General features: G+C 38.7%; 35 protein-coding genes and 2 pseudogenes. 32 read left to right on the top strand and 5 right to left on the bottom strand.

All coding sequences use genetic code 11. The features are described 5' to 3' along the window. Positions 1-27: 27 nt before the first annotated feature. The 23 genes and pseudogenes from VV089_RS11200 to VV089_RS11095 all read left to right on the top strand — a co-directional run bounded on the left by VV089_RS11200 (position 28) and on the right by VV089_RS11095 (position 14900). On the top strand, positions 28-264 hold the full coding sequence (locus tag VV089_RS11200; protein ID WP_334335923.1) for a hypothetical protein: 237 nt from the start codon (positions 28-30) through the stop codon (positions 262-264). Further along, positions 239-670 (top strand): type II toxin-antitoxin system VapC family toxin, encoded by a 432-nt coding sequence (locus VV089_RS11195; protein ID WP_302140352.1) that lies wholly within the window; start codon positions 239-241, stop codon positions 668-670. Before VV089_RS11200 ends, VV089_RS11195 begins: the two co-directional genes overlap by 26 nt. A gap of 456 nt (positions 671-1126) precedes the next feature. Then, positions 1127-1375, top strand: a pseudogene (locus VV089_RS11190) (transposase); the annotation flags it as partial. A gap of 31 nt (positions 1376-1406) precedes the next feature. After that, a complete protein-coding gene (locus VV089_RS25260; protein ID WP_442891524.1) occupies positions 1407-1871 on the top strand; it encodes a hypothetical protein in 465 nt (154 codons plus the stop codon). Next, complete coding sequence (locus tag VV089_RS25255) at positions 1868-2740, top strand: VirB4-like conjugal transfer ATPase, CD1110 family (RefSeq protein ID WP_442891523.1); 873 nt, start codon at positions 1868-1870, stop codon at positions 2738-2740. The genes VV089_RS25260 and VV089_RS25255 overlap by 4 nt, the downstream gene beginning before the upstream one ends. A 125-nt stretch (positions 2741-2865) precedes the next feature. After that, positions 2866-3108 (top strand): type II toxin-antitoxin system Phd/YefM family antitoxin, encoded by a 243-nt coding sequence (locus VV089_RS11180; RefSeq protein ID WP_334335922.1) that lies wholly within the window; start codon positions 2866-2868, stop codon positions 3106-3108. Beyond that, positions 3105-3482, top strand: coding sequence for a type II toxin-antitoxin system death-on-curing family toxin (locus VV089_RS11175; protein ID WP_334335921.1), 378 nt, complete (start codon positions 3105-3107; stop codon positions 3480-3482). Before VV089_RS11180 ends, VV089_RS11175 begins: the two co-directional genes overlap by 4 nt. Before the next feature lie 88 nt (positions 3483-3570). Beyond that, positions 3571-4323 (top strand): DUF6075 family protein, encoded by a 753-nt coding sequence (locus VV089_RS11170; protein ID WP_334335920.1) that lies wholly within the window; start codon positions 3571-3573, stop codon positions 4321-4323. Beyond that, positions 4320-4568, top strand: a complete 249-nt coding sequence (locus tag VV089_RS11165) for a hypothetical protein (RefSeq protein WP_334335919.1) — start codon at positions 4320-4322, stop codon at positions 4566-4568. The genes VV089_RS11170 and VV089_RS11165 overlap by 4 nt, the downstream gene beginning before the upstream one ends. After that, positions 4552-5445: pseudogene (locus VV089_RS11160) on the top strand (lysozyme family protein); the annotation flags it as partial. The gene VV089_RS11165 and the pseudogene VV089_RS11160, both read left to right, overlap by 17 nt. A 211-nt stretch (positions 5446-5656) precedes the next feature. Continuing rightward, positions 5657-6040, top strand: coding sequence for a BlaI/MecI/CopY family transcriptional regulator (locus VV089_RS11155; RefSeq protein ID WP_334336249.1), 384 nt, complete (start codon positions 5657-5659; stop codon positions 6038-6040). Beyond that, the gene (locus VV089_RS11150; protein ID WP_334335918.1) at positions 6040-7293 is read left to right on the top strand and encodes a M56 family metallopeptidase; all 1254 of its coding nucleotides are present in this window, start codon (positions 6040-6042) and stop codon (positions 7291-7293) included. Before VV089_RS11155 ends, VV089_RS11150 begins: the two co-directional genes overlap by 1 nt. 13 nt (positions 7294-7306) lie before the next feature. After that, positions 7307-7828 carry a hypothetical protein gene (locus tag VV089_RS11145; protein ID WP_334335917.1) on the top strand — a complete coding sequence of 174 codons (522 nt, stop codon included), beginning with the start codon at positions 7307-7309 and terminating at the stop codon, positions 7826-7828. Positions 7829-7911: 83 nt separating this feature from the next. After that, entirely contained in the window at positions 7912-8100 is a 189-nt protein-coding gene (locus tag VV089_RS11140) for a cysteine-rich KTR domain-containing protein (RefSeq protein WP_334335916.1), read from the top strand. 349 nt (positions 8101-8449) lie between these two features. After that, positions 8450-9079 carry a GmrSD restriction endonuclease domain-containing protein gene (locus tag VV089_RS11135; protein WP_334335915.1) on the top strand — a complete coding sequence of 210 codons (630 nt, stop codon included), beginning with the start codon at positions 8450-8452 and terminating at the stop codon, positions 9077-9079. 25 nt (positions 9080-9104) lie between these two features. Further along, positions 9105-9341 (top strand): hypothetical protein, encoded by a 237-nt coding sequence (locus VV089_RS11130; protein ID WP_334335914.1) that lies wholly within the window; start codon positions 9105-9107, stop codon positions 9339-9341. Positions 9342-9367: 26 nt separating this feature from the next. Then, positions 9368-9796: a TIGR02391 family protein gene (locus VV089_RS11125; RefSeq protein WP_334336248.1), complete on the top strand. Its 429-nt coding sequence runs from the start codon at positions 9368-9370 to the stop codon at positions 9794-9796. A gap of 448 nt (positions 9797-10244) precedes the next feature. After that, positions 10245-10832, top strand: a complete 588-nt coding sequence (locus VV089_RS11120; RefSeq protein WP_016290504.1) for a helix-turn-helix transcriptional regulator — start codon at positions 10245-10247, stop codon at positions 10830-10832. Continuing rightward, entirely contained in the window at positions 10822-11550 is a 729-nt protein-coding gene (locus VV089_RS11115; protein WP_172544189.1) for a DUF6036 family nucleotidyltransferase, read from the top strand. Before VV089_RS11120 ends, VV089_RS11115 begins: the two co-directional genes overlap by 11 nt. 112 nt (positions 11551-11662) lie before the next feature. Next, the gene (locus tag VV089_RS11110; protein ID WP_334335913.1) at positions 11663-12334 is read left to right on the top strand and encodes an ABC-three component system protein; all 672 of its coding nucleotides are present in this window, start codon (positions 11663-11665) and stop codon (positions 12332-12334) included. A gap of 340 nt (positions 12335-12674) precedes the next feature. Continuing rightward, on the top strand, positions 12675-12863 hold the full coding sequence (locus VV089_RS11105) for a hypothetical protein (protein ID WP_135988930.1): 189 nt from the start codon (positions 12675-12677) through the stop codon (positions 12861-12863). After that, the gene (locus VV089_RS11100) at positions 12856-12978 is read left to right on the top strand and encodes a hypothetical protein (RefSeq protein ID WP_334335912.1); all 123 of its coding nucleotides are present in this window, start codon (positions 12856-12858) and stop codon (positions 12976-12978) included. The genes VV089_RS11105 and VV089_RS11100 overlap by 8 nt, the downstream gene beginning before the upstream one ends. 206 nt (positions 12979-13184) lie before the next feature. After that, entirely contained in the window at positions 13185-14900 is a 1716-nt protein-coding gene (locus VV089_RS11095) for a hypothetical protein (RefSeq protein ID WP_334335911.1), read from the top strand. 505 nt (positions 14901-15405) lie between these two features. Here the strand turns inward: VV089_RS11095 and VV089_RS11090 are convergent. Further along, on the bottom strand, positions 15406-16455 hold the full coding sequence (locus tag VV089_RS11090) for a transposase (RefSeq protein WP_334335910.1): 1050 nt from the start codon (positions 16453-16455) through the stop codon (positions 15406-15408). A 143-nt stretch (positions 16456-16598) separates the two neighbouring features. On the opposite strand from VV089_RS11090, the gene VV089_RS11085 reads away from it, so the two are divergent. The 3 genes from VV089_RS11085 to VV089_RS11075 all read left to right on the top strand — a co-directional run bounded on the left by VV089_RS11085 (position 16599) and on the right by VV089_RS11075 (position 17814). Then, entirely contained in the window at positions 16599-16847 is a 249-nt protein-coding gene (locus tag VV089_RS11085; RefSeq protein WP_334336247.1) for a BrnT family toxin, read from the top strand. Further along, positions 16825-17004, top strand: coding sequence for a hypothetical protein (locus VV089_RS11080; protein WP_120418853.1), 180 nt, complete (start codon positions 16825-16827; stop codon positions 17002-17004). Before VV089_RS11085 ends, VV089_RS11080 begins: the two co-directional genes overlap by 23 nt. A 285-nt stretch (positions 17005-17289) precedes the next feature. Next, complete coding sequence (locus VV089_RS11075) at positions 17290-17814, top strand: VanZ family protein (protein WP_334335909.1); 525 nt, start codon at positions 17290-17292, stop codon at positions 17812-17814. Between the two features lie 103 nt (positions 17815-17917). Here VV089_RS11075 and VV089_RS11070 read toward each other — a convergent pair whose 3' ends face one another. Together VV089_RS11070 and VV089_RS11065 are read right to left on the bottom strand one after the other, a co-directional pair. Then, complete coding sequence (locus VV089_RS11070; RefSeq protein ID WP_172542054.1) at positions 17918-18433, bottom strand: hypothetical protein; 516 nt, start codon at positions 18431-18433, stop codon at positions 17918-17920. Beyond that, positions 18430-18963: a hypothetical protein gene (locus tag VV089_RS11065; RefSeq protein ID WP_334335908.1), complete on the bottom strand. Its 534-nt coding sequence runs from the start codon at positions 18961-18963 to the stop codon at positions 18430-18432. Before VV089_RS11065 ends, VV089_RS11070 begins: the two co-directional genes overlap by 4 nt. A gap of 222 nt (positions 18964-19185) precedes the next feature. Between VV089_RS11065 and VV089_RS11060 the strand changes: the two genes are divergently transcribed. From VV089_RS11060 to VV089_RS11045, 4 genes are all read left to right on the top strand, one after another. Continuing rightward, positions 19186-19677: an NAD(P)H-binding protein gene (locus VV089_RS11060; RefSeq protein ID WP_334335907.1), complete on the top strand. Its 492-nt coding sequence runs from the start codon at positions 19186-19188 to the stop codon at positions 19675-19677. 307 nt (positions 19678-19984) lie between these two features. Further along, a complete protein-coding gene (locus VV089_RS11055) occupies positions 19985-20749 on the top strand; it encodes a type IV toxin-antitoxin system AbiEi family antitoxin domain-containing protein (RefSeq protein WP_334335906.1) in 765 nt (254 codons plus the stop codon). Next, positions 20739-21716, top strand: coding sequence for a nucleotidyl transferase AbiEii/AbiGii toxin family protein (locus VV089_RS11050; protein ID WP_334335905.1), 978 nt, complete (start codon positions 20739-20741; stop codon positions 21714-21716). Before VV089_RS11055 ends, VV089_RS11050 begins: the two co-directional genes overlap by 11 nt. Beyond that, positions 21707-22456: an SdpI family protein gene (locus tag VV089_RS11045; protein WP_334335904.1), complete on the top strand. Its 750-nt coding sequence runs from the start codon at positions 21707-21709 to the stop codon at positions 22454-22456. Before VV089_RS11050 ends, VV089_RS11045 begins: the two co-directional genes overlap by 10 nt. A 109-nt stretch (positions 22457-22565) precedes the next feature. Here VV089_RS11045 and VV089_RS11040 read toward each other — a convergent pair whose 3' ends face one another. Together VV089_RS11040 and VV089_RS11035 are read right to left on the bottom strand one after the other, a co-directional pair. Continuing rightward, complete coding sequence (locus tag VV089_RS11040; protein ID WP_120409705.1) at positions 22566-23723, bottom strand: sensor histidine kinase; 1158 nt, start codon at positions 23721-23723, stop codon at positions 22566-22568. Then, positions 23720-24400 carry a response regulator transcription factor gene (locus tag VV089_RS11035; RefSeq protein ID WP_022024520.1) on the bottom strand — a complete coding sequence of 227 codons (681 nt, stop codon included), beginning with the start codon at positions 24398-24400 and terminating at the stop codon, positions 23720-23722. Before VV089_RS11035 ends, VV089_RS11040 begins: the two co-directional genes overlap by 4 nt. A gap of 93 nt (positions 24401-24493) precedes the next feature. Here VV089_RS11035 and VV089_RS11030 point away from each other — a divergent pair, with 93 nt between their 5' ends. Together VV089_RS11030 and VV089_RS11025 are read left to right on the top strand one after the other, a co-directional pair. Further along, complete coding sequence (locus VV089_RS11030) at positions 24494-24637, top strand: CD1871A family CXXC motif-containing protein (RefSeq protein ID WP_009263530.1); 144 nt, start codon at positions 24494-24496, stop codon at positions 24635-24637. Then, positions 24630-25517, top strand: coding sequence for a 4Fe-4S binding protein (locus VV089_RS11025; protein WP_009263529.1), 888 nt, complete (start codon positions 24630-24632; stop codon positions 25515-25517). Before VV089_RS11030 ends, VV089_RS11025 begins: the two co-directional genes overlap by 8 nt. Positions 25518-25549: the final 32 nt, after the last annotated feature.

The raw sequence follows: 25549 nt of genomic DNA, 5'->3' as shown, positions 1-25549 counted from the left end.
GGAAGAGAAGAGACTGGAGGTGTTAAGATGGTTGCAGTTCAAGGGCTGTATGAAAATGGGCGGATCGAATTATCTGAGGATGCTCCTATGAAGAAAGCAAATGTAATAGTTATATTTCCAGAAGAACAGGTTACAGAGGAACTCATAATTGGAAAATCTGCAAAAGAATTGTTTGAAGAATTTACTGGATGCATATCACGAGAAATTGATGAGAAAGCAGAGCGTATAGGGGCATTGGATGAAAAATATGCAAATTTTGATTGATACAAATGTAATTTTGGATTGGTTGATGCATAGAGAGCCTTTTAGTGAAAATGCAAAGTATATCATGGAAGAAGCGATGTTTGGAAATGTAGAGGGCTATTTGACAGCGCATACATTTTCGGATCTATTTTATATACTTCGCAAAGATATTGATGTAAGCAAAAGGAAACAGTTGCTATTATTGTTATGTGAATATTTTCATATTATTGTGGAAAATAAAGAAACTATTAGAATGGCATTATTGAACGAAAGATGGAACGATTTAGAAGATGGTCTTCAGATGCAATGTGCCATAGAGAAAAATTTGGATTATATAGTTACACGTAATAAAAAAGATTTTTCTTCTTCAAAGGTAAAAGCTATCTTGCCAGAAGAATGGATTGAGTTATATAAAAGGCAGGAGTAACTAATTGTAAATATGCTGGATTAAGTGACTATAAAACCTGAAAGGGCAATATAACGAGTAAATTTGGGGGGAAGAAATTTATCCCCCAAATGGAGAATGGCTATCCCCCAAATTTGAAAAATTAGAAATTGGAAATTTTAGAAAGCAAAATGGATTTTCCCCCAAAATAAAATTTGGGGGATACGGTTGAAAAGCCGCTAGTTTAGAGCAGTCAAAAATCACTGCAAAGCCAGTAAAATACATAGTTCCGGGGATATGTGACCGGAACACGAAAACGGGAAAGTTCGCAAAACAGATGAATCAGTAGAAATTTGTCGAAAACAGGCGAATAGAGATAGGAATGAGAACCCTTGTAAGTGGTGTAGATATGCTACTTGCAGGGGTTTTATATATTTTTACGAATAATAATTGCGAAGATGGATACAGAGTCTGTCTACAAAAAATATTGCAATTTACATGCGCATCGATGTGGCCGATGTCTATTCTCTTCTCAAGGAAAGCTTCAAGGACATCCTGCAGGAGTTGATGGAAGCTGAACTGGACGCTTCCCTTGGTTATGTAAAAAATCAAAAGGGGGAGCTTATCACGGATAACAAACGTAATGGGCATTCGCCAAAGACCCTCAAAAGTCAGTATGGCGAATTCCAGGTGGATGTTCCCAGAGACCGTAACGGCGAGTTTGAGCCAAAGCTCATTCCCAAATTTGACCACCCGTGACCAGAGGATGATGTTTGCGGTGGTGACGCTGGTCCATACGGCGGAAACCAAGGCACAGCTTGACGCAGACACGGACGCCCTTTTAACCACGGCAAGAAAGCATCTGTGCCAGTTTGCAGTTCTTAAGTACCAGCAGATGGACGGCCTCAACACGGCTCTGCCAATCGGACACCGGAAGATAGACGCACTTCGGACCCTGACCACGGAGAGCCTTGCGGTTCTGATGCCGTTCCGGGTGCAGGAGATTATGGATGAGGGAGGCATCTACTGTGGGGAGAACGCCATTTCCCATAACCTCATCATGTGCAACAAGACAAAGCTGTTGAATCCCAACTCGTTCCTTTTGGGCGTGCCGGGGAGCGGCAAATCCTTCAGCGCAAAAATGCTGATTGTGTTCCTTGCCCTTGCCACCGGGGATGACATTTTAATCTGCGATCCGGAGCGTGAGTACGCCCCCTCATCGAGGCCATGGGAGGCGAGGTGATCCGCATAGCCGCAGGGAGCCGGGACCATATCAACGCCATGGACATGGTGGAGGGCTGTGGGGACGGGGGAAACCCGGTGATCGACAAGTCGGAGTTTGTCCTGTCCCTCTTTGAGCAGTTGGACAGGAAGGGAGTGAGTGCAAAGGAGAAGTCCATCATTGACCGGTGCACCGCCGCCGTCTACGAGAACTACCAGAGGGGTGGGGCGGTTCCCACCTTATGCGGACTTCGGGAGAAGATGCTGGAGCAACAGGAAAAGGGGGCAAAGGATCTGGCACTGGAGCTGGAGCTGTTTACCAGCGGAAGTCTGGACGCCTTTGCCCATGAGAGCAACGTGGACGTGAACAACCGGATGGTGGTCTATGACATCATGGATCTTGGAAAGCAGTTAAAGACCATGGGGCTTTTGGTGATTACAGACGCCATGCTGAACCGGGTAACCGAGAACTGGAAGAGGGGAAAGCGCACCCACCTCTTTCTGGATGAATTTCACGTGGTGTTTGAAAATGAGTATTCCGGGGCGTTCTTCAACTCCGCATGGCGGCGTTTTGGGAAAAGAAACGCCTTTCCCAATGCCATTACCCAGAACGTGGAATATCTTCTGGATTTCGTCCTTGCCAGCACCATGCTTTCCAACAGCGAGTTTATCGTGATGCTCAATCAGGCGGCCTCCGACCGGCAAAAGCTGGCAGAGCTTTTGAACATCTCCAACGAGCAGATGGGCTATATCACCAATGCGGACGCAGGGTGCGGCCTCATAAAGTACGGGAGCTCCCTTGTGCCCTTTATCAATAAGTTCCCAAGGAATACGAGGCTTTATAAGCTGATGACCACAAAGCCGGGAGAGGACGGCATATACCAGAGATAAATAGGTGTTAGAAAAGTAATTGGAATGAAATAGATATTTATAGAAACTAGATAGTAAAACAAAAATAGGTTGTATTCTAGCTAGATTCGGCATATACTGTAATCAAGAAAGAGAGGCGATGAAATATGACAATCGATACAGCGGCCATGATTTCAATTACGGAGGCAAACCAGAATTTTTCAAGAGTAACAAAACTGGTGGACGAGCATGGAACCGCAGTGATTTTAAAAAATAATGTTCCCCGTTATCTGGTGGTTGATTTCAGCAGGGCAGAGAAAGAGAAAACCGCAGATACGGAAGATGTGCTTGCCATTTCCGAACGGCTGATCCGGCAGAATATGGAGGCGTATGAGGTGCTTGCAAAATGATTAAACTGACAAAAGAGCAGGTGCTGATGCTCCATGAACAGTTGATTGAAGTTACGGGAGGAAGTAAAGGGATTCGTGATGAAGGAATGCTGGAATCCGCACTTTTCAATCCATTTCAATCCTTTGGAGGGGAGGAACTGTATCCAAGCATTCAGGCAAAAGCAGCACAGCTTTGTTATGGCCTTGTCAAAAATCATGCAATGGTGGATGGAAACAAAAGGCTGGGTACACATATAATGCTTGTCTTTCTGGCATTGAATGGATATGAAATGACATACAGCCAGCAGGAATTGAGCGATACTATACTAGCGCTTGCGTCCGGAAAAATCAGTGTGGAAGAACTTCAGCAATGGATTATCAGCCATTTAAAGTAAAATAGTATCATATTAGAGAAAGCAGTGAGACATATAAAGCGTGACGGTTTTATATGTCTCTTTCTGTGTTCAAAAAAGGAGGCAGAATATGAGTGAAATTCGATTTGCATCAAAGGAGCATGAGCGCTTTTTCTTTTCCATGCTTGCAAAGTGCGGCAACAGTGACAGCTGCCACCGGGCTTTCTTCTACTGCGTAGGCATTTCCGACACGACAAGGGGGAACGTGGAGTGGCTGTTTGATTTTCAAAATGACCGTATCAACCCGGACGGCCTGCATGAGGGCTGGCAGACGGGAGGAACCATGCGGCTTACAAGGCTTGCTTTCAATCTTTGGAACGGGTATGTGGAGGAAACGGAAGAACGCCTGTCCACGCCTAACGAAATCTTTGACTGCGGCTATGCGCCTTATTTTTATGAGGCCGTCCGACAGAGATATCCGGAGGACTGCGATCCTTTTGGAAACGGGGACAATCTGATTGTCTACGGACACCACATCAAGGGTGGAAGAATGTTCGGAGCATTGACGGACTATACAAAAAAGGAGTTTTATGAGAGCCATAAAACCATCCGCTTTGATACGCTGGAGGAAATAGCCGAGTATGAGATCATCGCCGCATTTAAAACCACGGTTTATGATGACGCAGGCTTTCCCTATTACCTCTTTACCAGCGCCCACAAGGAGGAAGAGTTTACCGCTTATATGGAAACGTGCAGGGAACTTTCCCTTTACGACACGGGGGAAACAGCCGTGTATGGAGACAGGCTTTTAACCCTCTCCACCTGTGAGTATTCCGCTCCCAACGGAAGATTTGTGGTGGTGGCGAAAAAGGTCACAGAGTGATGGCAGGACGGGGCATTAAAACCCGCCAGATCCATAAGGATGTGAGGGCCATGGACAAGGCGGTTACCGGCATGGAAAAGATGAAACATGCCTATATCCAGACCAAGGACGGCATGGAGGAGGGGCAGACAAAAGAGAGGACGACGCCCGTTAAATATGCGGAGGAGCAGATCTCCCGGAGTACGGAGAGCGCCGTTATCAAAACATCCCAACAGATACGCAGACAGGGAGGTGGAGGCGTATGAGCCGGTGATCCGAAGATATGAACAGGAATACGGGATACCGGAATATGTGGAGCTTATCAAGGCGGTTATGATGCAGGAATCCGGAGGACAGGGCTTAGATCCCATGCAGAGCTCCGAGAGCGGATTCAATACGGAGTATCCAAGAGAACGGGGCGGCATTACCGATCCGGAGTATTCCATAGCCTGTGGCGTGCAGGAGCTGAAAGCCTGTCTTGAGAGCGCCGGGGTGGAAAGCCCCATCGACATGGAGCACATCAAGCTGGCCTTACAGGGCTACAATTTTGGAGCCGGATATATCTCATGGGCCAAGAGCAGCTACGGGGGTTATTCCGTTTTAAATGCCACAGAGTTTTCAGAGCGGATGGCGGAGCAGATGGGATGGGAAAGCTACGGGGACAGGCAGTATGTCCCCCATGTGCTCCGCTGCTATGTGTTTGGAAGAATCCAGACCGAGGCCGGAAGTGGGGAGATGGTGCAGACAGCACTCACACAGGAGGGCAACGGCGGGGAGCTTTACTGGAGCTGGTACGGCTTTGACGAAGAGGTGGAGTGGTGCGCCTGCTTTGTGTCATGGTGTGCGGATCAGTGCGGCTATCTGGACAGTGGAATGATACCAAGGTTTTCTCTTTGTTCGGATGGTGTGGAGTGGTTCAGTGCAAGAGGGCAGTTTGAGGACGGGAGCTATGTTCCGGTAATGGGGGACATCATCTTTTTTGACTGGGAAGGTGATGGAGGTGTAGACCATGTGGGAATCGTGGAAAGCGTAGAGAGCGGCAGGGTGCATACCATTGAAGGGAACAGTGGAAATGCCGTAAAGGGGCGGAGCTATTCTTTGGGGGATAGCCGGATTTATGGGTATGGTGTTCCAATGTGTTGAGGATAGGCAAAAGGCAGATAATATACATTTCTGTACCTTTTGCCATACATAAATTGGCTGATTTTACTTGTGAGATAGATTATATGTGTAACTTTGAATAAAAATGGAAAACAACTATTAATAATAAACATATGTTATCCGATATATGTTATAAAGATGCTTTTAATAAATTCGCATATTTAAGGAGGGATAATTATTGGAAAATGGAAACATGATGCCGAGTGAAAGTGAATGGCCAATAATGGAGGTTATTTGGGAAAGTAGCATGCCTTTGACATCGTCAGCAGTGATACATAAACTACAAGGAAAATTAAATATGACACCAAAGATGATTAGAGTTCTTATGAATCGTTTATGCCAAAAGGGGCTTTTAAGCTATACGTTGGATGAGAAGGATGCAAGAGTATATCATTATTCAGCTATGAAATCAAAGGAGGAATGTTTGAAAATTAAAAGTAAGAGATTTGCGGATAGTTTTTTTTCTGGTAATCAAACAAATGCGATTGCATCGTTAATTCAAAGTATTGCATTAACAGATGAAGAGATCAGTGAATTAGAAGAGATACTTGAAAAAAGCAAAAGGAAAAAGAAGTAATGGTGGAGCAAGTTTGGTGGAAGTTTCTCGGTTTCATAGTATTACTAAATGATTTTACCACCTATTTTTCGATTCTATTAGGTCGATGTGCATTATTATCATTTCCAATTTTAATCTTTGTAATTATTATGCGAAAAATCTTTTTAAAAAAGAAAATTTTTTTAAAAGGATTGATGTGGGGGCTTTTTTTGTTAGTTCCATTTATGGGAAAGCTGAATTTGTTTTATGATAATACATGGATGCGGAAGTCATTTATGTGGTGGAATGACATTTGCATGATTTATTGGTGGGTTAGATATGGATATATATTATGTATATTACTTTATTTAGTTTATATTGTTCAAAGGTATAGAAAAGTTTGGAAACAAATAAAAGTTATGGAGAAGGGTAACATTTGCGGTCAAAGAATTTTAATTAGTGAAATAATGATTACACCATTTGCAGTGGGGTTATTTCGGGCTAAGATTATAATTCCGAGGATATTACTTGAAAAATTTGAATTTGAAGAATTGAAATTAATTCTACTCCATGAAAAAATTCATATTCGATTAGGGCATTTGTGGTTTTATCTATTGTGGGACATAATAAGAATTTTGCTATGGCCCAATTTGTTTTTGACGCTCTGTATGAAAGATTTTAAAGAAGATATGGAGGATATATGCGATAGAATCACAATAAGAAGAAGTGGAGGGAGTGCAAATGAGTATGGGGAACTACTTATTAAATCTATCAAAATTCTAAGAGAGGAGGCTTTTGAAAGTGTTACAACTTTTGCAGGAGAGAGATGTTACAGGGACACAAAGCAAAGGATCATTAAAATTGCGGATTATAAAGCCTATAAACCAAAATATGCAAGAATTTTATGTGTTTTTTGTTTCATTACATTAGCAGGTTTGTTATTGATGATAGAAAAAAACTCTCTTCCACGTTACATAGAGGAGAACAATATGGTGCTGATAAATAGAGATAAGGAAACGAAAATATTAGAGGATAGTGAAACTTTAAGGAAAGCTATTTTTGTAGATGGCAAGAGTGTTTATATTGATAGGAAAACAATGGATCTTGTTCTTTTGCAATACGAAATAAAAGAAACTGAATTTTGGCTTCTTTTCGGCGGATACACTAAACTACCAGGTTTTGGGGGGAAGGGAAACCTTGTTTATATTAATTATACGGGACAAGAGAATGTATTAAAGATTTCTTATGATAATAGTGACAAGTATCTATCAACAATGATCTTTAAAATGATGTAAGGAGGAATATAGTATGACAAATTTAATATCTGGAGGATTAAGTTATGCGTTGATGTCTGCTGATTGCAGTGCGAAGGCGGCGCTAAAACCTATGAATATGGTATCAAGAGAACTTGAGAAACAAAATCCAGATTGGGAATTGGTAGAACGAGCTGGAAAATATGGAAGGAAAGAGTTAGACCAGGCTGAAGAGGCATTGGTTAAGGCACAGAAGGAATTAAAGGAGTCTCAAAAAAAGGCTAAGCAGGCTGAAAAGGCAGAAATGGAAACAAGGCTGAAAGAGAAAGCCGCAGAAAAAACAAGTGAAGAAAAAGTACAAGCGGATGAAAAAAATGTGAAAAATAATATTGCATCAAATAAGGATTTTGATATTATAGAAATCGATAAGATAATAACACCAACGGTTCAAGGAAAGGGTGATGAAAATTTATTTATTGCTGACAGTTTAGAAGAATCGGTTTTAGAAAAAGATAATTATGTGCCAGAAATGTTTAAAAATTCAATTTCTCAAAATAGAATAGACTTGAAAGTGTAATATTAAATTATTTTTGGTTTAGATAATATTCTTGTAGAATAACAATAATATCATGGCTCGATGAAATATATAATGGTTTTTCTATGGAGAAAATAAATTGGTTATATTGCCCGATTTGTCATAAGAAAACACGGATAAAAATGAGGGATGATACAGAACTGAAAAATTTTCCTTTATTTTGTCCTAAGTGCAGACAAGAAATCCTCATAAATGTAAAACAGAATATTATTACAATTATTGTAGAGCCAGACGCTAAGACGCAGAGTCAATGAACTTGTGAATTATTTTACAGGTCATTGGCTCTTATTTTAAATAGCAGAGATAGGTAAACTCACCTGATAAAAACAGAATTTTGGTGGGCAGTTTTGCTGTGCCCAAATAATTAACTAACAAGCACTCTCCAAACCTGTTTTGTGTTTGGAGGTTTTTATGTGTTAAGTTATAATAGCAACATCGATTTTCAATTTTGTGGTTCGCAGATTCGCAGAGACTACATGTCTTTTGCGGATTTTTTTGTTCTTTTTTGATTGAAATAGAGAGCAAGTTTCTTTTTATTTTATCTTGCCGCTCTCCACCAGACAATCTGGATCTTTAGCAAAAATTCAGATTGGAGGAAATAACATGGAGGGCCATCACCCGAAAAGAAGAAAGGACAAATATAATCCTTATACCATATATGAAAAGGATGGGCATTATTACATTTTGTTCAAAGATGGACAATCAGTACCCTATACGGTGTATAAATATGCATATCAAATTGAGATTAATTTTTCTAATCGAGTGCTTGAAGAATGCTTGACTAGAATGCGTAGCAAACTACCCACATTGGAATCCTTTACGAACAGTTTTAAGAATGTAGGATGGTCCCATCATTGGGCTGTTTATGAAGATTCCAAGAATAAAGAGCGTTGTCAGTTAGTTCTTGCTTTGCTAGAAAAATATATATCAGGGCGAGATATAAATATGGAAGTAACAATTGAACATATTTTGCCTGATTCAGAAAGCATTGATAATGCACAAATCGGAAATCTGTTTTATCTTGAGGAACGTTTAAATAAAAGGTGTGATAATAAGCCGCTTGAAGAAAAGTTTGATATTTATAGTGAGTCTGTATTACAGTGTCCACAAGGCTTTGTTCAGCGATATAGAGGAAAAGAATTTAATCCAGAAATACGAACTAAGTTTTTGGCAAAGTTTCTATATAATAATGTGTTAGGGATACCAGATCAAGGTATTCCTAATGAGGAATAGATTGATAGGATAATATGGTGGTTTTATGAGGGTACCTTATACGAACGAAATTATTGAGCTACAAAAGTGGGTAGAAAGAACTAATAATTGGATAAGTACAGGGCAAGTAAAGATGACTACTGTAGTAGAAGCGCAAGCCGTGTTACAATGGATCAATATTGTAGCAAATGCTATTAATGATGAATATCCATTTTATGCTGATGAACTTCCTGGTATTTCAAAAATATTGTTCTTTTTTAATATTATGGAACACCGGTTTTAAATCATGCGGCTTTTGGAGAACTTTTTATTATAGTAAAACAACTTTTTATTGAGCCACGAAATACGCAATTTTGGACAAATATTCATCCAAAAATAATTTTTGTTAGCAAAGATTTATATTGTGATGGGCATTATGCACCAGCAGCTGAAAAAGCAATCAAGGAAGTTGAAACTCGGTTAAGAGAATTGTTTCAGGAACTAAAAGAGGGTGCAGGAGTTCCGGCTAAAGTTAAAGATATCATAGGTGCATTATTTGGTGAGAATGGAATATATAACTTTTGTGACACATCAACTGTTAGTGGAAAAGATTATCGTCGAGGGGTACAATTGTTGTTGGAAGGAACATTCTCTGCGTACCGGAATCCTGCAGCACATGAAAATATCGATTATACAAGGCGTGAAGCTGTTGAGCAGATTATGCTTGCTAGTCAATTAATGTATGTGTTATATAGTTGATGATCAGTTATTATAAAGATATGTAATAGTGGCTATTTGGGGGAAAGAAGATATCCCCCAAATGGTTTTGGAAATCCCCCAAATTAAAAAGCAGACAGAAATTGCATATTCATCATTTGAAAGTGGCTGTCCCCCAAAAATAAATTTGGGGGAAGATGATGGAAGTGGCACATGAGAAAAATTGAAGATTTGTCAAAAGTCCAGTAAAATCACGGGATTTTGGATAGCTGTCAATCCATTGAAAATAAAAAGTTCGCAAAACAGATGAATCAGTAGAAATTTGTCGAAAACAGGCGAATAAAGATAGGAATGAGAACCCTTGTAAGTGGTGTGTATGCGCCATTTGCAGGGGTTTTTAGTGTTTTATGTTGAATTTTCATTTCTTGACACTGTCACGATATACCGTTATAATCAATAGAAAAGAATCCATGAAATGGAGAATAGAGAAATGGAATTGATGAATTTGTTAAAGGAAAAGCAGCTTTCTGTTTATCAGTGTGCGAAAGAAAGCCATGTACCATATACTACATTATCAGATATTGTGAAAGGGAAAACCAGGATTGAAAAATGTACCGCAGAAACAATATATAAATTAGCGAGGACACTTCATTTGACAATGGAAGAACTTTTAACAGAATGTTTTAAAGAAGATGAAAACGCTCCCAATTTAAGAGATTTTGAAATATATAAAAGTAATATCTGTCATTTAGTGAAAGATAAAGGAGAAATTGATTTTATTATTGACACTTTAAAGGAGAATCAAATAAGGACTTATTGGGAACGGCAATGGTATCGGGAAAGTTTTTATCTTCTGGCTATGGTAGATTATTTAAGCAGGGAAAATGGACTTCCATTGTGCAATGATTATGAAGATATAAGGAACTGTAAGCTGTCGGAGCCGTTATATCCGTGGGATGTTGTTCTTGCTGCAAAATTGGATGGTTCGCTTGATAGGAAAGAACAATGTTTAAAAGAAGCGATTCCCGAATTTCTGAGGTTTAATATTATAGAAAGCGAGATAAGGAATGTCTGTTGAGAAAGGTTTTACCAAAGAAAATTTGGATTATTATTTGAAAGAATTGGCAAAAGAGTTTCGGAAAAGAAATGGGAAAAATACACCTGCTGAGATTGTGTTAGTTGGGGGCGCAGCAATCCTTGCAAATTATGGGTTCCGTGAAATGACCTATGATATCGATGCAGTCATAACAGCATCATCAGCCATGAAGGAAGCGGTGAACGCAGTAGGAGACCGTCTCAGTTTGCCAAATGGCTGGCTGAATGCAGACTTTAAGAATACGAGTTCTTATAGTCCTAAATTGTCGCAATACTCTAAGTATTACCGTACCTATTCTAATGTATTGAATATCAGAACAATTAGTGCGGAATATCTTGTTGCCATGAAATTAATGTCCGGGAGACGTTACAAGAAGGATTTGTCTGATATTATTGGTATCTTAAGCGAACAAGAAGGAAGAGGAAAGTCTTTAAATTACCAGCAGATTGATTGCGCAGTAAAAAATCTGTATGGCGGGTGGGATAATATTTCCGAATATGCAATACAGGTTTTGAAAGCGGCTTTAGATTCAGAAAACCTAAAAGAATTATTCATGGAACAGGAATATGATGAAGCATTGTCAAAACAGGCAGTGCTTCAAGTTGAAAAATATGAAGGGGGAAAAGTAAAGGAAAGTAATGTGGATGAGATAATCCAGAGAGCGTTAAGTAAGAAGAATAATGGCAAGGATGCGAGATAGTTTAATGAAAACTGATTTTTACAAATTTTATCTATCAGATAGCGATAAAAATTTCTGTTATATCTTGATATAATGTGAGTTTAACGAATAGAGGAAGTCAAGAGGTGGAAATGTGAGTAGGGGTAATGATGCAATTCCCACATGGAGTGGATTTAATTACCAAGGTAAAGTAATGCTATTATATATATTAAAGCTGATAAATCAAATAAGTAAAGAGGAAGATGGAAGGGTATATTCTGTAAATTTAGAGGAGATAGAGGATTTTTGTATTTTGCGTGATTTTGAATATATTTCATTTCATCAAGTGAAAGCGTGGTTGTCGGTAACAAAATGGAGCAGCTATAGTACCGCAATGGACAAGCTGTTAAAACATCGAAATGGCTCCTCGAATCCAATGGCAAAATGTTACCTTATGGTAGCGAGGGATGTGGCTGACTGGGATGAAGATTCTAATACATATAATGCAAGCATAGAACTTTATAAGCACGATTCAAAAATTGTAGGAGTGTGCGATGTAAAGGATTTGATTATCGAAGAAATAAAGAAGTTTCTAGAGGAAAAAGGATATGATGAGAACCAAGTTGAAATTATATATGGAGAATTGTGTTTATTTTTAGACGATAGGATTGCCTTGATGCATAAACAAGGTACTAAGAAAAAGGGATTATACCACGGATGGCAGGTTCTTCGGAGCCTGCTTTTCTGTTTTGAGCAGAAAAATGGAGCGCTGCTCCATAGACGATCACTCATCTATTTTGCAACGCCCCCACAGATGAGAAAGTAATATGTGGAAAGCTTATTAATCAGAGAAAGACAGCAAAATACATAGCTTTTTTGACATTTGGCAGGGTATAGACAATGAAAAATTCACAAAGCAGGCTAAATGTAGCAAAACAGATGAATATGTAGAAATTTGTCGAAAATAGGCGAATAGAGATGAGAGTGAGAACCCTTGTAAGTGGTGCGAATGTGCCATTTGCAGGGGTTTTATGTATTTTCTATAATAGTAATTGGAAAGATGGGTATAGAGTCTGTCTACAAAAAATATTGCAATTTACATATTTTTTGCATATAATAAGTAAAAAGAGATAAAGATAGAATTCAATTCGTGAGGAGGTGTTGATATGGCAACATCAAGTATACTTACTAATATAAAGATTACAGATCCTAAAAAGGTGGAAGATTTTGTAGAAGCATTAGATATTTCAGCGCATGAACCAGAAAGGATACCTTCCAAACCTATTATTCCATTAGTTACTAATATAGGAGAAATACGAAAGTTCATGGGAATGGAGAATAGAGAGAATGAATGATTGTATAGCAGTAAATATTCAGGACATGCTTAAAGCAATCGGAGAGGAGAAATTATTAAAGCTTCTCTCCGATTTTTCGTGTCCTTTAAATAAGGAAGTGGAGGATTTTGAATGAGGAGAAAAACATTCTTGTAGGGATTTATACGTTATCTCATAAGGCTATCGAAATTACGAATTCTAATATTAGTAATACAACTCGTAAAAAGTTGTTGAGATATGCGACTTTGGACAAGGATACCAATAAATATAATATTTCTGCATTCCTTTATTATTCGTGTAAGCTTGTTTGGCGTAAATTCGATTGATGAGTTAAAATCAGATGTGAAGAAAGAATGGATTGCTGCTTGGGGTGCAGAAAAAGGTGTATCGCAGGAAAACTCCCAGAGGTTGAATAAAGTTGGTGATATTACTAAAAAAATATTTTCAACAGTGGGAGATTTTTTACCCGACACGGTAAAAAATATTGGAAATAGTATTTTGTCTGTAAATATTATTGATTTCATTTCAATTGCTCCAATAATAGAAAATAAAAAAGTAATTTTAGTATTTGATGATTTAGAGAGGGCAAATATGTCAAAGGGGGATTTGCTAGGATGTATTAATGACTATTGTGAAAACCAACATTTTAATACGATTGTCGTGGCAAACGAAGAAAAGATAAATAATGTAACAATAGGAGAAATTTCTTATGAGGAAATTAAAGAGAAAATAATACAGCGTACAGTGCGTCATATTCCGGATTATACTGAAATAATTAAAGGGGTTATTAAAGAATTGTCTTGTAGGCATGCAAAATATAAGAGTCTTTTGCAGGACAACATCGAAAATATCACGACTATTTTTTCTGGAACTACGGCGGATGGCGTGTCCTTAGATAATTTCGTTATAGCTCAAGAACGCAGATTTGGCAGCAGGGAGGAGAAAGAGCAAGATGAGCAAAGGCGCAGCTCAATTTTGAAAAGACGCCCACATAATATTAGAAGTATAAAATGTGCACTCCAGGATTTTGAACGTGTGTATGATAGAATGAGTAAGGAACAAATAAATTGCAATGAAAAGTGGCTGTGTTCATATTTGGCATATGTAATGGCTTTCAGAGCAGCGCTTGTAGAAGAAAATGAAAGATATGGAACATTACTTAGTGAGGAGAATCTGTCGATTTTGTATCCAGGTTTCTATAATTCTAAGTATATTTTGGAATCAATTATAAAATGGATAAGGACGGGAGAATGGAATTCGGAAGATATTGATGCAGAAATAAAATATGTTATAGATAGAGATAAAGCAATGGAGCCAAAAGACATTGTTCGTACACATAGAATTATTGATATTGAGGAAGAAGTCATAGAAAAGGGATTTCCTGAAATCTTACAGATGGCATATGATGGTGAATTGACCATTGATGAATATGTGAATTTTATACAGAATTCATATTTAGCAAGAGCATACGATGCGCCAATCCCTGATATAGAGTGGCATAAGATACGGACTGGATTAAAAACGAAAATAGATTCTTTGTTGCAGCAAGGCATTGAGCAATCACATACAAGAATGTATATAAGTAATGATCAAAAACAGTATTTTACAGAAGATGAATGGGATACATATGAGCTGATTAGTCAGATGCACGAGAAATCGATATTAATGTTTAATAGGAATCGTAAACGTTATGTACAACTTATGAAGCAGAATTCCGGACAGGCTTTTTCTGAATCACATAACAAGCGGTTTGATTATTTTAGCCATGAGATGGCAGAAGTAACAGCAGATGCTTTTCAGAATGAAGATAACGCTTCTAAATGTATGTTTCCTGGATATTTTGATGGTATGTGGGATCATTATACAAGTAGGCCAGATGTGGAAATAGAAAAAACAGTTGATGGATTTAAAGAATTAAAAGTGCGTTTGGAGCTGATTCAAAATGGGTATAAAAAACAGAAATATAATATAGCGGCGAAGCATACAGAAACTTTTATTAATGTTGTCAATAAGTTGATTGAAAAGGTAGAGGATAAGACAGAGGGTTCTTCAGATTGAAGCTTTTATATTGAAGGTTAATTTTGAGAGTATTATACATTTAATAAAGACGTGATAGAGATATGTTAAGTATAATGAATTATGAATTTGGGGGATACGGTTGAAAAGCCGCTGGCTTAGAACAATCAAAAATCACTGCAAAGCTAGTAAAATGCATAGTTCCGGGGATATGCGACCAGGACACAAAAAGGGGAAAGTTCGCAAAACAGATGAATGCATAAGGCGAAGTTTGCCTGGTTATTTTGAATGAAGAAACCCTTGTGAATGGTGTGGGAATGCCATTTGCAGGGGTTTTTGCTATTTCCTATAGTAATACTTGAAAAGAGATTAGGGAAAATGCAATTGATCTTGAGTTTCCGTAAACTGTAATTAAAAATTGAATATATCTTCCCAAAGTGCCAATCCGCCGTTGTTTTAAGAGTTATAGAATGGCAGTTCTCTGATTAAAGGCACCTTAATAAGCCCCGTCAGAACCGGACTTTGGGAGACATATTCTTTTATCTATTCATACGACCAGCTTAAGGCGGAGCTGGCGGTATGCAGGACGCTTTGTCCTGAACCAGAGCCTGATGCCCTCTTTTGCATGCGATAGTATGCCTGAGATGCCTTTTGCCAGCCGATAATAGCAAAATGCCACTTTTTCCCTTATTGATTTTGCGGTTCGTATGATTTCTGTCTTTAATACGTTTGTTTCTGACTTCACGGACATGTGAGCCAGAAATGCCATGCACAAGGTGATATAAAAGTTTAAGGCATTGATGGCTTTCAGCTTTCGAACCCGGAAGTTTTCAAACTGGAACACCTGCTTTTTGCAGCGGAAATATTCTTCAATCTTCCAACGGGAAAAATAAAGCATGGCTGCTCTTATCACGTCATCCTTGGACCGGATTTCCCTGTTCGTTGCAAGCATCATGGGATGCTCCGTGATTCCATAGACGAGAACGAGGTAAATGTCCTTTCTGGAAGCGGTTATCTGCACTTTGACATGTGAAAGATAGGCCTCATGCATTTTCCCTTTATAGAACAGAGGAAGCTTTACTTTCCCTTTCCTGCGGTTGCGAAGCTCGGTGGCGGATACCCATTTATTATGGCAGAGCAGCTTACGCCTGGAGGTTAGACGGATCACGTAATCTTGTCCCATGGAATCCAGTTTCAGGAACATCTTGTTATCATCATAGCCCTCGTCCATGATAAAGGCTGCCTTCCCGAACAAGGCGGCCGCCCGTTCCATGGCGGAAAAGGCAACATCATTGATGGAGGTGAAATCCTTTTCTTTGGAGGAAGTGCTTTTAGAACCGTCACGGACCCATCCAAGGTCCTCAAATTTACAGCCGTCAGGTTTCACGACGTCGCTGTCGTCAATAAGGATGACGGGATGAGCAGGACACCATTTCCTTAAGAGAGCCAGGTAGGCGTTTAAAGCTTCCTTGGGAGTGCCCTTGGTTAAATGAGCGGAGAGGCGGTCAACGGTGTTGATCTTTTTGCAGGGCTCAAGGAGCTTGTCAGAGATGTCGGTAAGCAGACAGCTCCTGGAGGCGAGGATACCGTAGAGCATGTCGGCAAAAAACTTTCTATCAGGTTTGGAAAGGCATTTGGAAATTTTGTTAGAAAAAGATAAAATTTCTCTTTTCAATTGGTAAGTAAATGATGTAGAATGAGTCATAATGGATCCTTTCTTTTTTGTTTAGGAGATAATGGCTGAGGTGGCTTTATTTTACTACAAAAAGGAAAAGGATTCCTTATATTTTAAGCATTTTTCAAAATTACATTGAAATGTTTGATTTTGAGCATAGTGTTGATGAGGATAGATATATTGCGATAGGGAAAGTCGGCGATGTACTGTTTGTAGTATTTACAGAACGAAAGGAAACGATTCGATTAATTTCAGCCAGGCTTGCAACGAATGCAGAAAAGGAGCTTTATTATGACCAGAACATTAATTATTGAAAGTGGACAAAAACCTACAGAAGAACAATTAAAAGAGGTTGAAGAGGCGAAAAAAAGTCCTATTAACTTTGATGAGGATTGTGGAGAATTGTCGCCAGCCATGATGAAGGCGTTTAAGAGTGCGGTTGTGCAAAGAAATCGTAAGAAGAAAGCTTAGGAATTTGGGGGATAGCACTATCTTCCAAATTTGAATGTAAAATGGTGTATCTTCCCTCAAATTATTATAAGTTATCATATGGAAAATTTGGATTGATGAAAAATATGAAATAATTTATAATATAGGAAGGGTAAAATGAATACTCGGTAGAGTATTTTGTGGACAAGATGGGGGATTATGACGAAATAATACCAGGCAGACGGGTGGAGTTTGTGACCTGGATTCGTGTAATGGATGAAATAATATCAAATAGATTTACCGGAGAAAAGAATAAAAGGAGATATAATGAAGTACCTGACAAAATATTTCATAGATTTTATAGTGTTGGTTTTCCTGTATACTTTCGTCTTTTTCAGGAAGTGGAGAGCCCAGGGCAGAGATAGCCTGCTCGTCAACACTCTCATGTATGCATACCTCTCTCTGGTACTCTATTTTACTATGATGCCGGTGGTTGTATCCATCCCGTTCATACTGAACCACCCCTATGAACCCATGAATCTTGTGCCGTTTATTGACGTCTCTTTGGGGAGAGGGGACTTTTTCAGGCAGGTGTTCTTGAACATTATCATGACTCTGCCTTTCGGGTTCCTGTTTCCGCTGACCCGGGACAAAAGGGCCAAATTTGGTATAACGGTGTTTTTTTGCTTTTTGATGAGCCTGGGTATTGAGCTGTTACAACCGTTTTTCGACCGAAACTCGGATATCACGGATCTGATCACGAATGTGATTGGCGGGGTGCTGGGCTATGGCCTTTATGTTATTTTTAAGCCGGTTACCTTCTGGATCTTGAAGTGTTTGAAAACCAGATGACAGGTTGGTTTGCGGAGGGATTTGAAAAGGATTTTGCAATATTATGCAAGGATAATCAAAAAGTGGCGGATGCTATTGCAGTGGGATTGCATATGGAAAGATTTTATGTGGCGGATGTTAAGGGAAATATTGTGGGACTGCTGGCGGTTTCGGATTGCAATGGCAGAACTAGTATTCCTCCAGCGTTCCATAAAGAAAGAATCGTAGGATGACAAAAACCTTTTAGAGAGGTTTTTTCTTCAAGAACACCATAGAGAATTTGTTGAAAAAATTCCTGAAATTGCCGGATAGAGTTTAGGCTGACGGGAATATATTCTTTCATTAACAAGCACTGGTTATATGCGACAGAAAGTTCTGTGAATTTGGAAAAGCTGTAGCTGACAAATACATTCATGGAAAGATGATTCAACATATCCTGTAATTTTTTTATAGAAGAGCTGTCTTGAGGATCAAAATCCTTTTTGCGGCAGATCCCGATTATAGAGTTTTCATAAAAGAGAAGGATGGCATTTGAAAGAACCCGTCCTATTTGATTAAGATAGGCTGATTTTCGTGTTTGGGCATAAGCAGGCTCCGGCAGAGGAAACTGATAGAGATACCAGATATCTACATTTTTCAAATTCTTTTTTTCAAATACTGCATAGTGGCGCGTTCGTCCACGGAAAATCCTTGCAACAATCGGATCACATAATAGTTTTCTTCTTCCTGTAAAATAGACGCTTGAATTTGATGCTTGATGGCTGTTTCTATCAGAGAAGAGATAACCAGTAGAAGATTTTTTTGAGCATCCGTAAAGGGTGCATTAATATCTGTTCTCCCTAAAGCACCTGCATGGTTTCCATCAATTTGAATGGGAATTGTTAGGGCATGATGTGAGGGATCCTGCCGGAAAATGCTAAGGATAATTTTGGATCCCTGTTTGATTTCCTGCATAATACGGCTGTGCTCATCTGGGTGGATAGATTCTATAGGGGTAAAACCAAAATAAACAACTTCGTTCCAAAGAGTTCCCTGAATGTCTTTTTGAAAAGAACCGGTCTGGTGCAGGACAACGCCGGTTGGATCAAAAAAGGCGATAGGATTATTCAAATAGGTTGTAGCATAGTCTAATAATTCCGAAAGCGGCTTATTCTCCAAAATTAATTCCATACTTCGATCATACCAGAGCTGATATTTAGTAAAATTGGGAGCTATGTTGATTCCGACTTATGTTTTAACACCAATTGCTGGAGATAATTATGGAGCTTTGTTTACACTTGCATCTGGATGTATGATCATCATGTTTGTCTGTGGGTTCTTAATTCCACAATTTGGAAACCGCCAGAAGATATAACTTGCTCAAATGAAAAAATGAAAGGATATGCGTGGTTAATGAAAAAAATATTATTAAACGGTTTGGATGGAAATTTTGGTAGAAAAGCCGCTGAGATTCTTTTAAAACGGCATCCGCATAAAGATTTGATATTTACGGCTCCCACAGAAAAAGGATTGACTAAATATAGAGAAATGGGAATAGATACAAGAATCGCTGATTTTCATGATCCGGATAAGCTTGCAGAAACCTTTAAAGGTGCGGATACGGTAATTTTAATTTCTATGCCGTTCGTAGGATCAAGGCGAAGGACAGCGCATAAAACAGCGATTGATGCGGCTGTAAATGCAGGTGTCAGAAAATTGGTTTATACCTCAATCGTTGGGGCAGGGCATAAGGATATTGATACTTATGAAGTGAATTTGCAATTACCTAAATTTATATTAAAAGACAAAGCAGAAGATAAATGTAAAATAGGAGACAGTCTGATAAATTGTTCAGGCTGTTTTTTGGACTTAATTTGTCGCTATCCCTTGGCGAAATCTAGGTAAAAACTAAGCAAATCCTAAATAGAAAACGAAAAGGTCGCAAAACAGATGGGGCTATGTAATATAGCTCTTTTTAACAAATAGTTAGTATGGAAGGACTTCAGAGAAATCTGAGACTCTTTTTCTTTTATGAAACTGAAATTTGGATTGCGGCATAAGAATTTATTTGTAAAAAATAGTTTAAAAACAAACTGTTTTGATTAAATTTTAAACTTGACAGAAAGAAAAAATTATTACAGTATAGATTAAAAATGCAGCAAAACAGTTTGGGAACAAACTATTTTGAATAAAAAATAAATGGTGAAGCGGTATGAAATTATATTTTGAATTACTAAAATATCCAGTATTCACAATGGAACATGTAAATCAATACTATGATAACATTGAAAGTGCGCGATCGGCGGTAAAACGTTTAGTAAAGAGTGGTTTTGCAGTAAAAATACGAAATAATCTTTACACCTGCATTAGTGGAGAAACAGATGCTCCATTGGCGAACCGTTATCAAATTGCAGGAGCTATTACACCTACCTCTTATCTTTCTCACCATTCGGCAATGGAGTATTATGGAATTAGTGACCAAATTTTTTATGAGGTTTATGTGTCTTCCAGTACTATGTTTCGAGATTTTGAATTTGATGGATACACATTTTGTTATGTATGTTCTAAATGTAATGACGGAGTTGAAACAGTAAAATACAGCGGCGGCGTGCGGATAACAGATAAAGAACGTGCTGTGATCGACAGTATTAAGGATTTGGATAAAATAGCAGGACTGGAAGAAGTGATTGATAATATTCAAGCAGTATCTGTTCTTAGAGAAAAACGTATGCTTGCATATTTAGAATGTTATGATAATCAGTTTTTATATCAAAAAGTTGGTTTTTTACTGAAAAGTCAACAGGAACGCATCGGATTATCAAATGAGTTCTTTCAGATATGCAAAGATAAGATTGGGCGCAGTAAACGTTATTTGACGAAAGATTACAATGAAGGAAAATATGATGCTATATGGCGGCTTGTAGTTCCAGAGCAGATGTATTATTTGAAAAATGAAGGAGGCAGGTGTGAAGTATAATAAGGGACAACTTGGACAAATGGCAAAGCAGTATGGATTCGTTCGGGATACATTTGAAAAAGTGTTGAGACTGAAAGAAATATTGACATATTTGAATGCAGATGAATATCTGCATGAACATCTGGCTTTAAAAGGTGGAACAGCAATCAATATGACCATTTTCAATCTGCCAAGGCTATCTGTTGACTTAGACCTGGATTTTACACCCAATTTGCCATTGGAAGATATGGAAAAAGCCAGGGAGAAAATTACAAAAATGGTGGAAAACTATATGACAGAGGAAGGATATTTTCTGTCAGGATCTTCCAGGTATAGTCATAGCCTAGATTCTATGCTGTTCCAATATCAAAATACTGGCGGTAACAGGGACAATATAAAGTTGGAGTTTAATTATTCCCTGCGCGCTCATATTTTTGCGCCAGTAGAGAGAAGGATGGTAACGGATATTTTTGAAGAAAAAGTTATAGTACGGACCTTGGAACCGATAGAGATATTTGCTGCAAAAGCAAATGCGCTTATGAACCGAGCGGCAGCCAGAGATTTATATGACTTCAATAATATGATTTATTTTGGTCTGTTTGATGAATCGGAGTATGAATTGTTCCGCAAATGCATTATTTTTTATGCATCCATATCAGCAGATAAGATCAATAAGATTTTTGATACATCCGCAATTGATGGTCTGGAGTTTTCAAAGATTAGGCGTGATTTGTTTCCGGTGCTTCGAAAAAAAGATAATTTTAATTTGGATGAACGTAAGAAGAAAGCAAAGAAGTTTATTGAGGAACTTATGGTTTTGACGGGGGAGGAAAAAGAGTATTTGGATATGTTTGAGAAAGGTGAATATATGCCTTCGCTTCTAATTTCTGATAATCAGATTTTGGAAAATATTGTACATTACTCTATAATGGTATTGCAAGACTGGTCAATATGGGTGCAGATATGGAAAATCTGTTTATGGCAGTAATTTACTATGGAACTGGACTGCTGTTTATGGTTATTGGAAATTATTTGCCAAAAGTGAAACAGAATAATACCATAGGAATAAGAGTTGTATGGTCTTTAATGGATGAAGAAAACTGGAATGCAACACATAGATTCAGCGGCAAATTATGGATGGCATCAGGTATTTTATGTATGCTTTGTGGACTTTTTGGGGAAAGCATGGCTGCACTGGTTGTGTATATTATAAGCATTATGGCAGCTGCAATCATTAGCATTCTCTACTCCTACCTTTTTTATAAGAAAAAGCTGGCAACCGGAGAAGGCTTAAAAATTCAGTATAATACAAAAAAAAGTGTGATATATCTGATCATCGCAATTTCCGCTATTGTGTTTACTATATGGACTTTGTTTTGGGGAAGCATTCAGATTCGTTGTAATGATCGTGATTTTAACATTGAAGCAAAAGGATGGAATGATTATACAGGGGAGTATTCGCAAATTGACAGCATTTCTTATGAAGAAAATGTATTGCAGAACGATAATGATTACAGAACTAATGGTTTTGGAAACCTGAAGTATGCTATGGGAAACTTCAAAAACGATATCTTCGGAGATTATATCCGCTACACTCATGCCTCCTGCCATTCATATGTTGTCGTGAACATAGATGGAAAAATATTAGTTGTAAATGGGGAAAATAACGCAGAGACAAAGGAAATCTATCAGAGAATAAGTGAGAAGGTGTCAAAGGAAAGAAAATAGTTGTCGGAAACGCTGAGAAGAAATTATTCTCAGCGTTTTTGAGACTATTCTATTTTTCTCATTTAGCAAATCTGTTTTAATAGCGTTGACAAATGTGTAAAATGGAACGCTACATTGAATGCTGTGCAAAAGTCACCTCGAAAATCGTTCCCCCAGTCTTGCCTGATTTGATACAAATACTGCCATCATGTACTCTAACGATTTCACGGACAAAAGCAAGACCTAGCCCTACGCCACCCAGCTCCCGGCTTCTGGATTTATCCACACGGAAGAATGGCTCGAACACTCTCTCCCTAAGCTCCTTTGGTATTCCGCTTCCCGTATCTTCTACAGACAGATAAACATGCTTGTTTCTCTGATATGCGGTTACTGTAACCTGTCCGAGCGGATGATTATATTTGATGGCATTCTCAACCAGATTGTATACAAGCCTGTAAATAAGGATATCACTGCCTATCATAGTGGCATCCTCACATTTTCCAATCAGCTTTATATTCTTTTCCACGGCAAGAGGCTCAAGGTCTGCCAAAACCTCTTCAACAATAGCATCCAATATAATTTTATCATCCCTTCCCACCGTCTGAAGCTCACTCATGTCAAGAAGAGTCTTTACCATCCTGTTTAATTTATCATTTTGTTCCGTAACCATTTTTATGGTCTGCAAAGTGTCTGCATCATTTCCCGGGTGAGAGGCAGAATTATATAAATCAAGCTGTACCTGCATTAACGCTAATGGAGTACGCAGCTCATGTGCTGCATTTGCAGTAAACTGTCTCTGTATCTCAAATGCTTCCGACAGACGCTCAAGCATCTTATTATAAGAAATACCCAGCTGGTTCAGTTCCTTAACATTGTTTTCCTCTATTCTTGAATCAGACAGATTCTGAGCCTGTACCTCTTCAATTTTATCTGAAAACTCCCTGATTGGTCTGAGTGCATGCCCGCTTATAAAATAAGTGACGACACCTCCCAAAAGCGCCAGCAAAACCGTGATTATCAGACTGTTTCTTTTATAGTCGGCCTTATTATTGTACACCTGAACCGAAAATTCATCCGCAAACTCATCCCACTTATCGTCCGGTATGCTGATATATATTTCATCTGATTTGTTTCCTTTTTCATCCCCCTGTGACTCTACCGCATCCTGCAGAGAATCGATGTAATTCACACCATTTTTATAGACAAACATAGTCAGGCAGCCACATATAATAGCAATACACAATGTAGTAATGCACGTAAGTCTCCACTGTAGCGACATTCTTTTCATCTGTCAGACTCCTCCCGTATTTTATAGCCTTCACCTACCTTGTTCTGAATGGGATCATATCCCAGCTTCGCCTTAAGCTTTTTTCTAAGTGAAGACATATGTACCCTGATTGCTCCGCTAAAGCTGTCTGCCGTGGCATCCCACACATGCTCTATCAGCTCCTCCTGACTCACCGGTCTGCCTATATTGATAAGTAAATATTCCAAAATACCATTCTCTTTTCTTGTCAGTGGAACCGGCTCTTCCTTTGCATATGCCTCGCGTTTAATCGTATCAAACTTTATTTCTCCGCATTTAAGACATATATCATTCTGTACAAATTTCCTTCTTGTCAGGCTTCTGATACGTGCCTCAAGCTCCTGCAGATGGAATGGTTTTTCCATGTAATCATTTGCTCCTGCATCCAGTCCCTCTACCTTATCAGCAATCTGACCTCTTGCAGATAATATCAAAACCTTAGTTTCATCATTGTATTTTCTAAGCTCCTTAAGAAGCTCCATGCCATCCATCCCCGGCAGATTCAAATCCAAAACTATCAGATCATAATTCTCCGACAGTATACATTCAAGAGCCTCTTTCCCATCATAACAGGTATCCACCTCATAACCGGCAGCATACAGACTCTTTGCAACCATATCACATATTTGTTTCTCATCCTCAACAATTAATAATCTCAAAATGTTCTCCTGCTTCTTAACAATAATTTTACAACCTATATTGTATAATACCAAAGTCAGCTGGTCAACAATACAACAAAAAGGAGCAACATTATGTTGAAATACCAAAAAACATGTCAAATCATTCTGCTTATCCTTGGTGTATCTATGATAAGCTATGGTGCAGTCAGAGGTGAGGCGGCTACAGTGCTTGGTAAAGCAATAAAACTATGTCTGGAGTGTGTCGGAATTGGATAAGGAAAAGAAATTACTATCAAGAAAACTGGCAAAAATACGTGGCTGGATACAGGCCGCAGCAACGCTGCTGACCAATATTCATATTCCAAATTTATTTAAGGGTAAAATATATCAGGGCAATGCAAAAACAGTATGCGTACCCGGATTAAACTGCTACTCCTGCCCTGCCGCGACAGGAGCCTGTCCAATAGGGGCATTTCAGGCAGTTGTCGGATCATCAAAATTTAAGTTTTCATACTACATAACCGGATTTTTTATTTTACTCGGTGTAACTCTCGGCAGATTTATATGTGGTTTTTTGTGCCCATTTGGATGGTTTCAGGATTTACTTCATAAAATCCCCGGAAAGAAATTATCCACAGCCAAACTAAAGCCTCTTAGGTACCTAAAATATGTCATTCTTATTGTTTTCGTTATACTTCTTCCGATGCTTGTAACGAACTCTATAGGAATGGGAGACCCGTTCTTCTGCAAATATATCTGTCCTCAGGGTGTTTTAGAGGGTGCTATACCGTTATCTATTGGAAATGCTGCTATCCGTTCTGCGCTGGGAAAGCTTTTTTCTTTCAAGTGTATGATTTTAATTGCAGTGATTGTACTAAGTATCTTATTTTACAGGCCCTTCTGTAAATGGATTTGTCCGCTTGGAGCAATCTACTCATTATTTAATAAGGTCAGCCTGCTCAAAATCACCGTTGATAGCAGCAAATGTGTCGGATGCGGTCAATGCTCAAAGGCATGTAAGATGGATGTGGATGTGTGTAAGACACCGGATCACCCCGAGTGCATACGCTGCGGTGCCTGCATAAAGGCCTGTCCGAAGGACGCCATCTGCTACCGGTTTATGGGAAAATCATGTCAAAAAAATGACAACAGATAGCTATTAAACATTTTACTATTATTTTAAAGGAG

It is taken from the genome of Candidatus Merdisoma sp. JLR.KK011 (assembly GCF_036941125.1).
GTDB lineage: Bacteria > Bacillota > Clostridia > Lachnospirales > Lachnospiraceae > Laedolimicola.
This window is presented reverse-complemented; position numbering and strand designations above follow the sequence as displayed.

What these genes read in the sequence shown, in the direction of transcription:
- VV089_RS11115 (WP_172544189.1), top strand. Translation starts at nt 10,822, where the DNA reads ATGTCTGTTGAGAAAGGTTTTACCAAAGAAAATTTGGATTATTATTTG.
- VV089_RS11140 (WP_334335916.1), top strand. Translation starts at nt 7,912, where the DNA reads ATGGAGAAAATAAATTGGTTATATTGCCCGATTTGTCATAAGAAAACA.
- VV089_RS11100 (WP_334335912.1), top strand. Translation starts at nt 12,856, where the DNA reads ATGAATGATTGTATAGCAGTAAATATTCAGGACATGCTTAAAGCAATC.
- VV089_RS11060 (WP_334335907.1), top strand. Translation starts at nt 19,186, where the DNA reads ATGAAAAAAATATTATTAAACGGTTTGGATGGAAATTTTGGTAGAAAA.
- VV089_RS11170 (WP_334335920.1), top strand. Translation starts at nt 3,571, where the DNA reads ATGAGTGAAATTCGATTTGCATCAAAGGAGCATGAGCGCTTTTTCTTT.
- VV089_RS11120 (WP_016290504.1), top strand. Translation starts at nt 10,245, where the DNA reads ATGGAATTGATGAATTTGTTAAAGGAAAAGCAGCTTTCTGTTTATCAG.
- VV089_RS11030 (WP_009263530.1), top strand. Translation starts at nt 24,494, where the DNA reads ATGTTGAAATACCAAAAAACATGTCAAATCATTCTGCTTATCCTTGGT.
- VV089_RS11055 (WP_334335906.1), top strand. Translation starts at nt 19,985, where the DNA reads ATGAAATTATATTTTGAATTACTAAAATATCCAGTATTCACAATGGAA.
- VV089_RS11090 (WP_334335910.1), bottom strand. Translation starts at nt 16,455, where the DNA reads ATGCTCTACGGTATCCTCGCCTCCAGGAGCTGTCTGCTTACCGACATC.
- VV089_RS11180 (WP_334335922.1), top strand. Translation starts at nt 2,866, where the DNA reads ATGACAATCGATACAGCGGCCATGATTTCAATTACGGAGGCAAACCAG.
- VV089_RS11045 (WP_334335904.1), top strand. Translation starts at nt 21,707, where the DNA reads ATGGCAGTAATTTACTATGGAACTGGACTGCTGTTTATGGTTATTGGA.
- VV089_RS11105 (WP_135988930.1), top strand. Translation starts at nt 12,675, where the DNA reads ATGGCAACATCAAGTATACTTACTAATATAAAGATTACAGATCCTAAA.
- VV089_RS11135 (WP_334335915.1), top strand. Translation starts at nt 8,450, where the DNA reads ATGGAGGGCCATCACCCGAAAAGAAGAAAGGACAAATATAATCCTTAT.
- VV089_RS11065 (WP_334335908.1), bottom strand. Translation starts at nt 18,963, where the DNA reads ATGGAATTAATTTTGGAGAATAAGCCGCTTTCGGAATTATTAGACTAT.
- VV089_RS11075 (WP_334335909.1), top strand. Translation starts at nt 17,290, where the DNA reads ATGAAGTACCTGACAAAATATTTCATAGATTTTATAGTGTTGGTTTTC.
- VV089_RS11150 (WP_334335918.1), top strand. Translation starts at nt 6,040, where the DNA reads ATGGTGGAGCAAGTTTGGTGGAAGTTTCTCGGTTTCATAGTATTACTA.
- VV089_RS11155 (WP_334336249.1), top strand. Translation starts at nt 5,657, where the DNA reads ATGATGCCGAGTGAAAGTGAATGGCCAATAATGGAGGTTATTTGGGAA.
- VV089_RS11195 (WP_302140352.1), top strand. Translation starts at nt 239, where the DNA reads ATGAAAAATATGCAAATTTTGATTGATACAAATGTAATTTTGGATTGG.
- VV089_RS11200 (WP_334335923.1), top strand. Translation starts at nt 28, where the DNA reads ATGGTTGCAGTTCAAGGGCTGTATGAAAATGGGCGGATCGAATTATCT.
- VV089_RS11130 (WP_334335914.1), top strand. Translation starts at nt 9,105, where the DNA reads ATGAGGGTACCTTATACGAACGAAATTATTGAGCTACAAAAGTGGGTA.
- VV089_RS11080 (WP_120418853.1), top strand. Translation starts at nt 16,825, where the DNA reads ATGACCAGAACATTAATTATTGAAAGTGGACAAAAACCTACAGAAGAA.
- VV089_RS11145 (WP_334335917.1), top strand. Translation starts at nt 7,307, where the DNA reads ATGACAAATTTAATATCTGGAGGATTAAGTTATGCGTTGATGTCTGCT.
- VV089_RS11040 (WP_120409705.1), bottom strand. Translation starts at nt 23,723, where the DNA reads ATGAAAAGAATGTCGCTACAGTGGAGACTTACGTGCATTACTACATTG.
- VV089_RS11175 (WP_334335921.1), top strand. Translation starts at nt 3,105, where the DNA reads ATGATTAAACTGACAAAAGAGCAGGTGCTGATGCTCCATGAACAGTTG.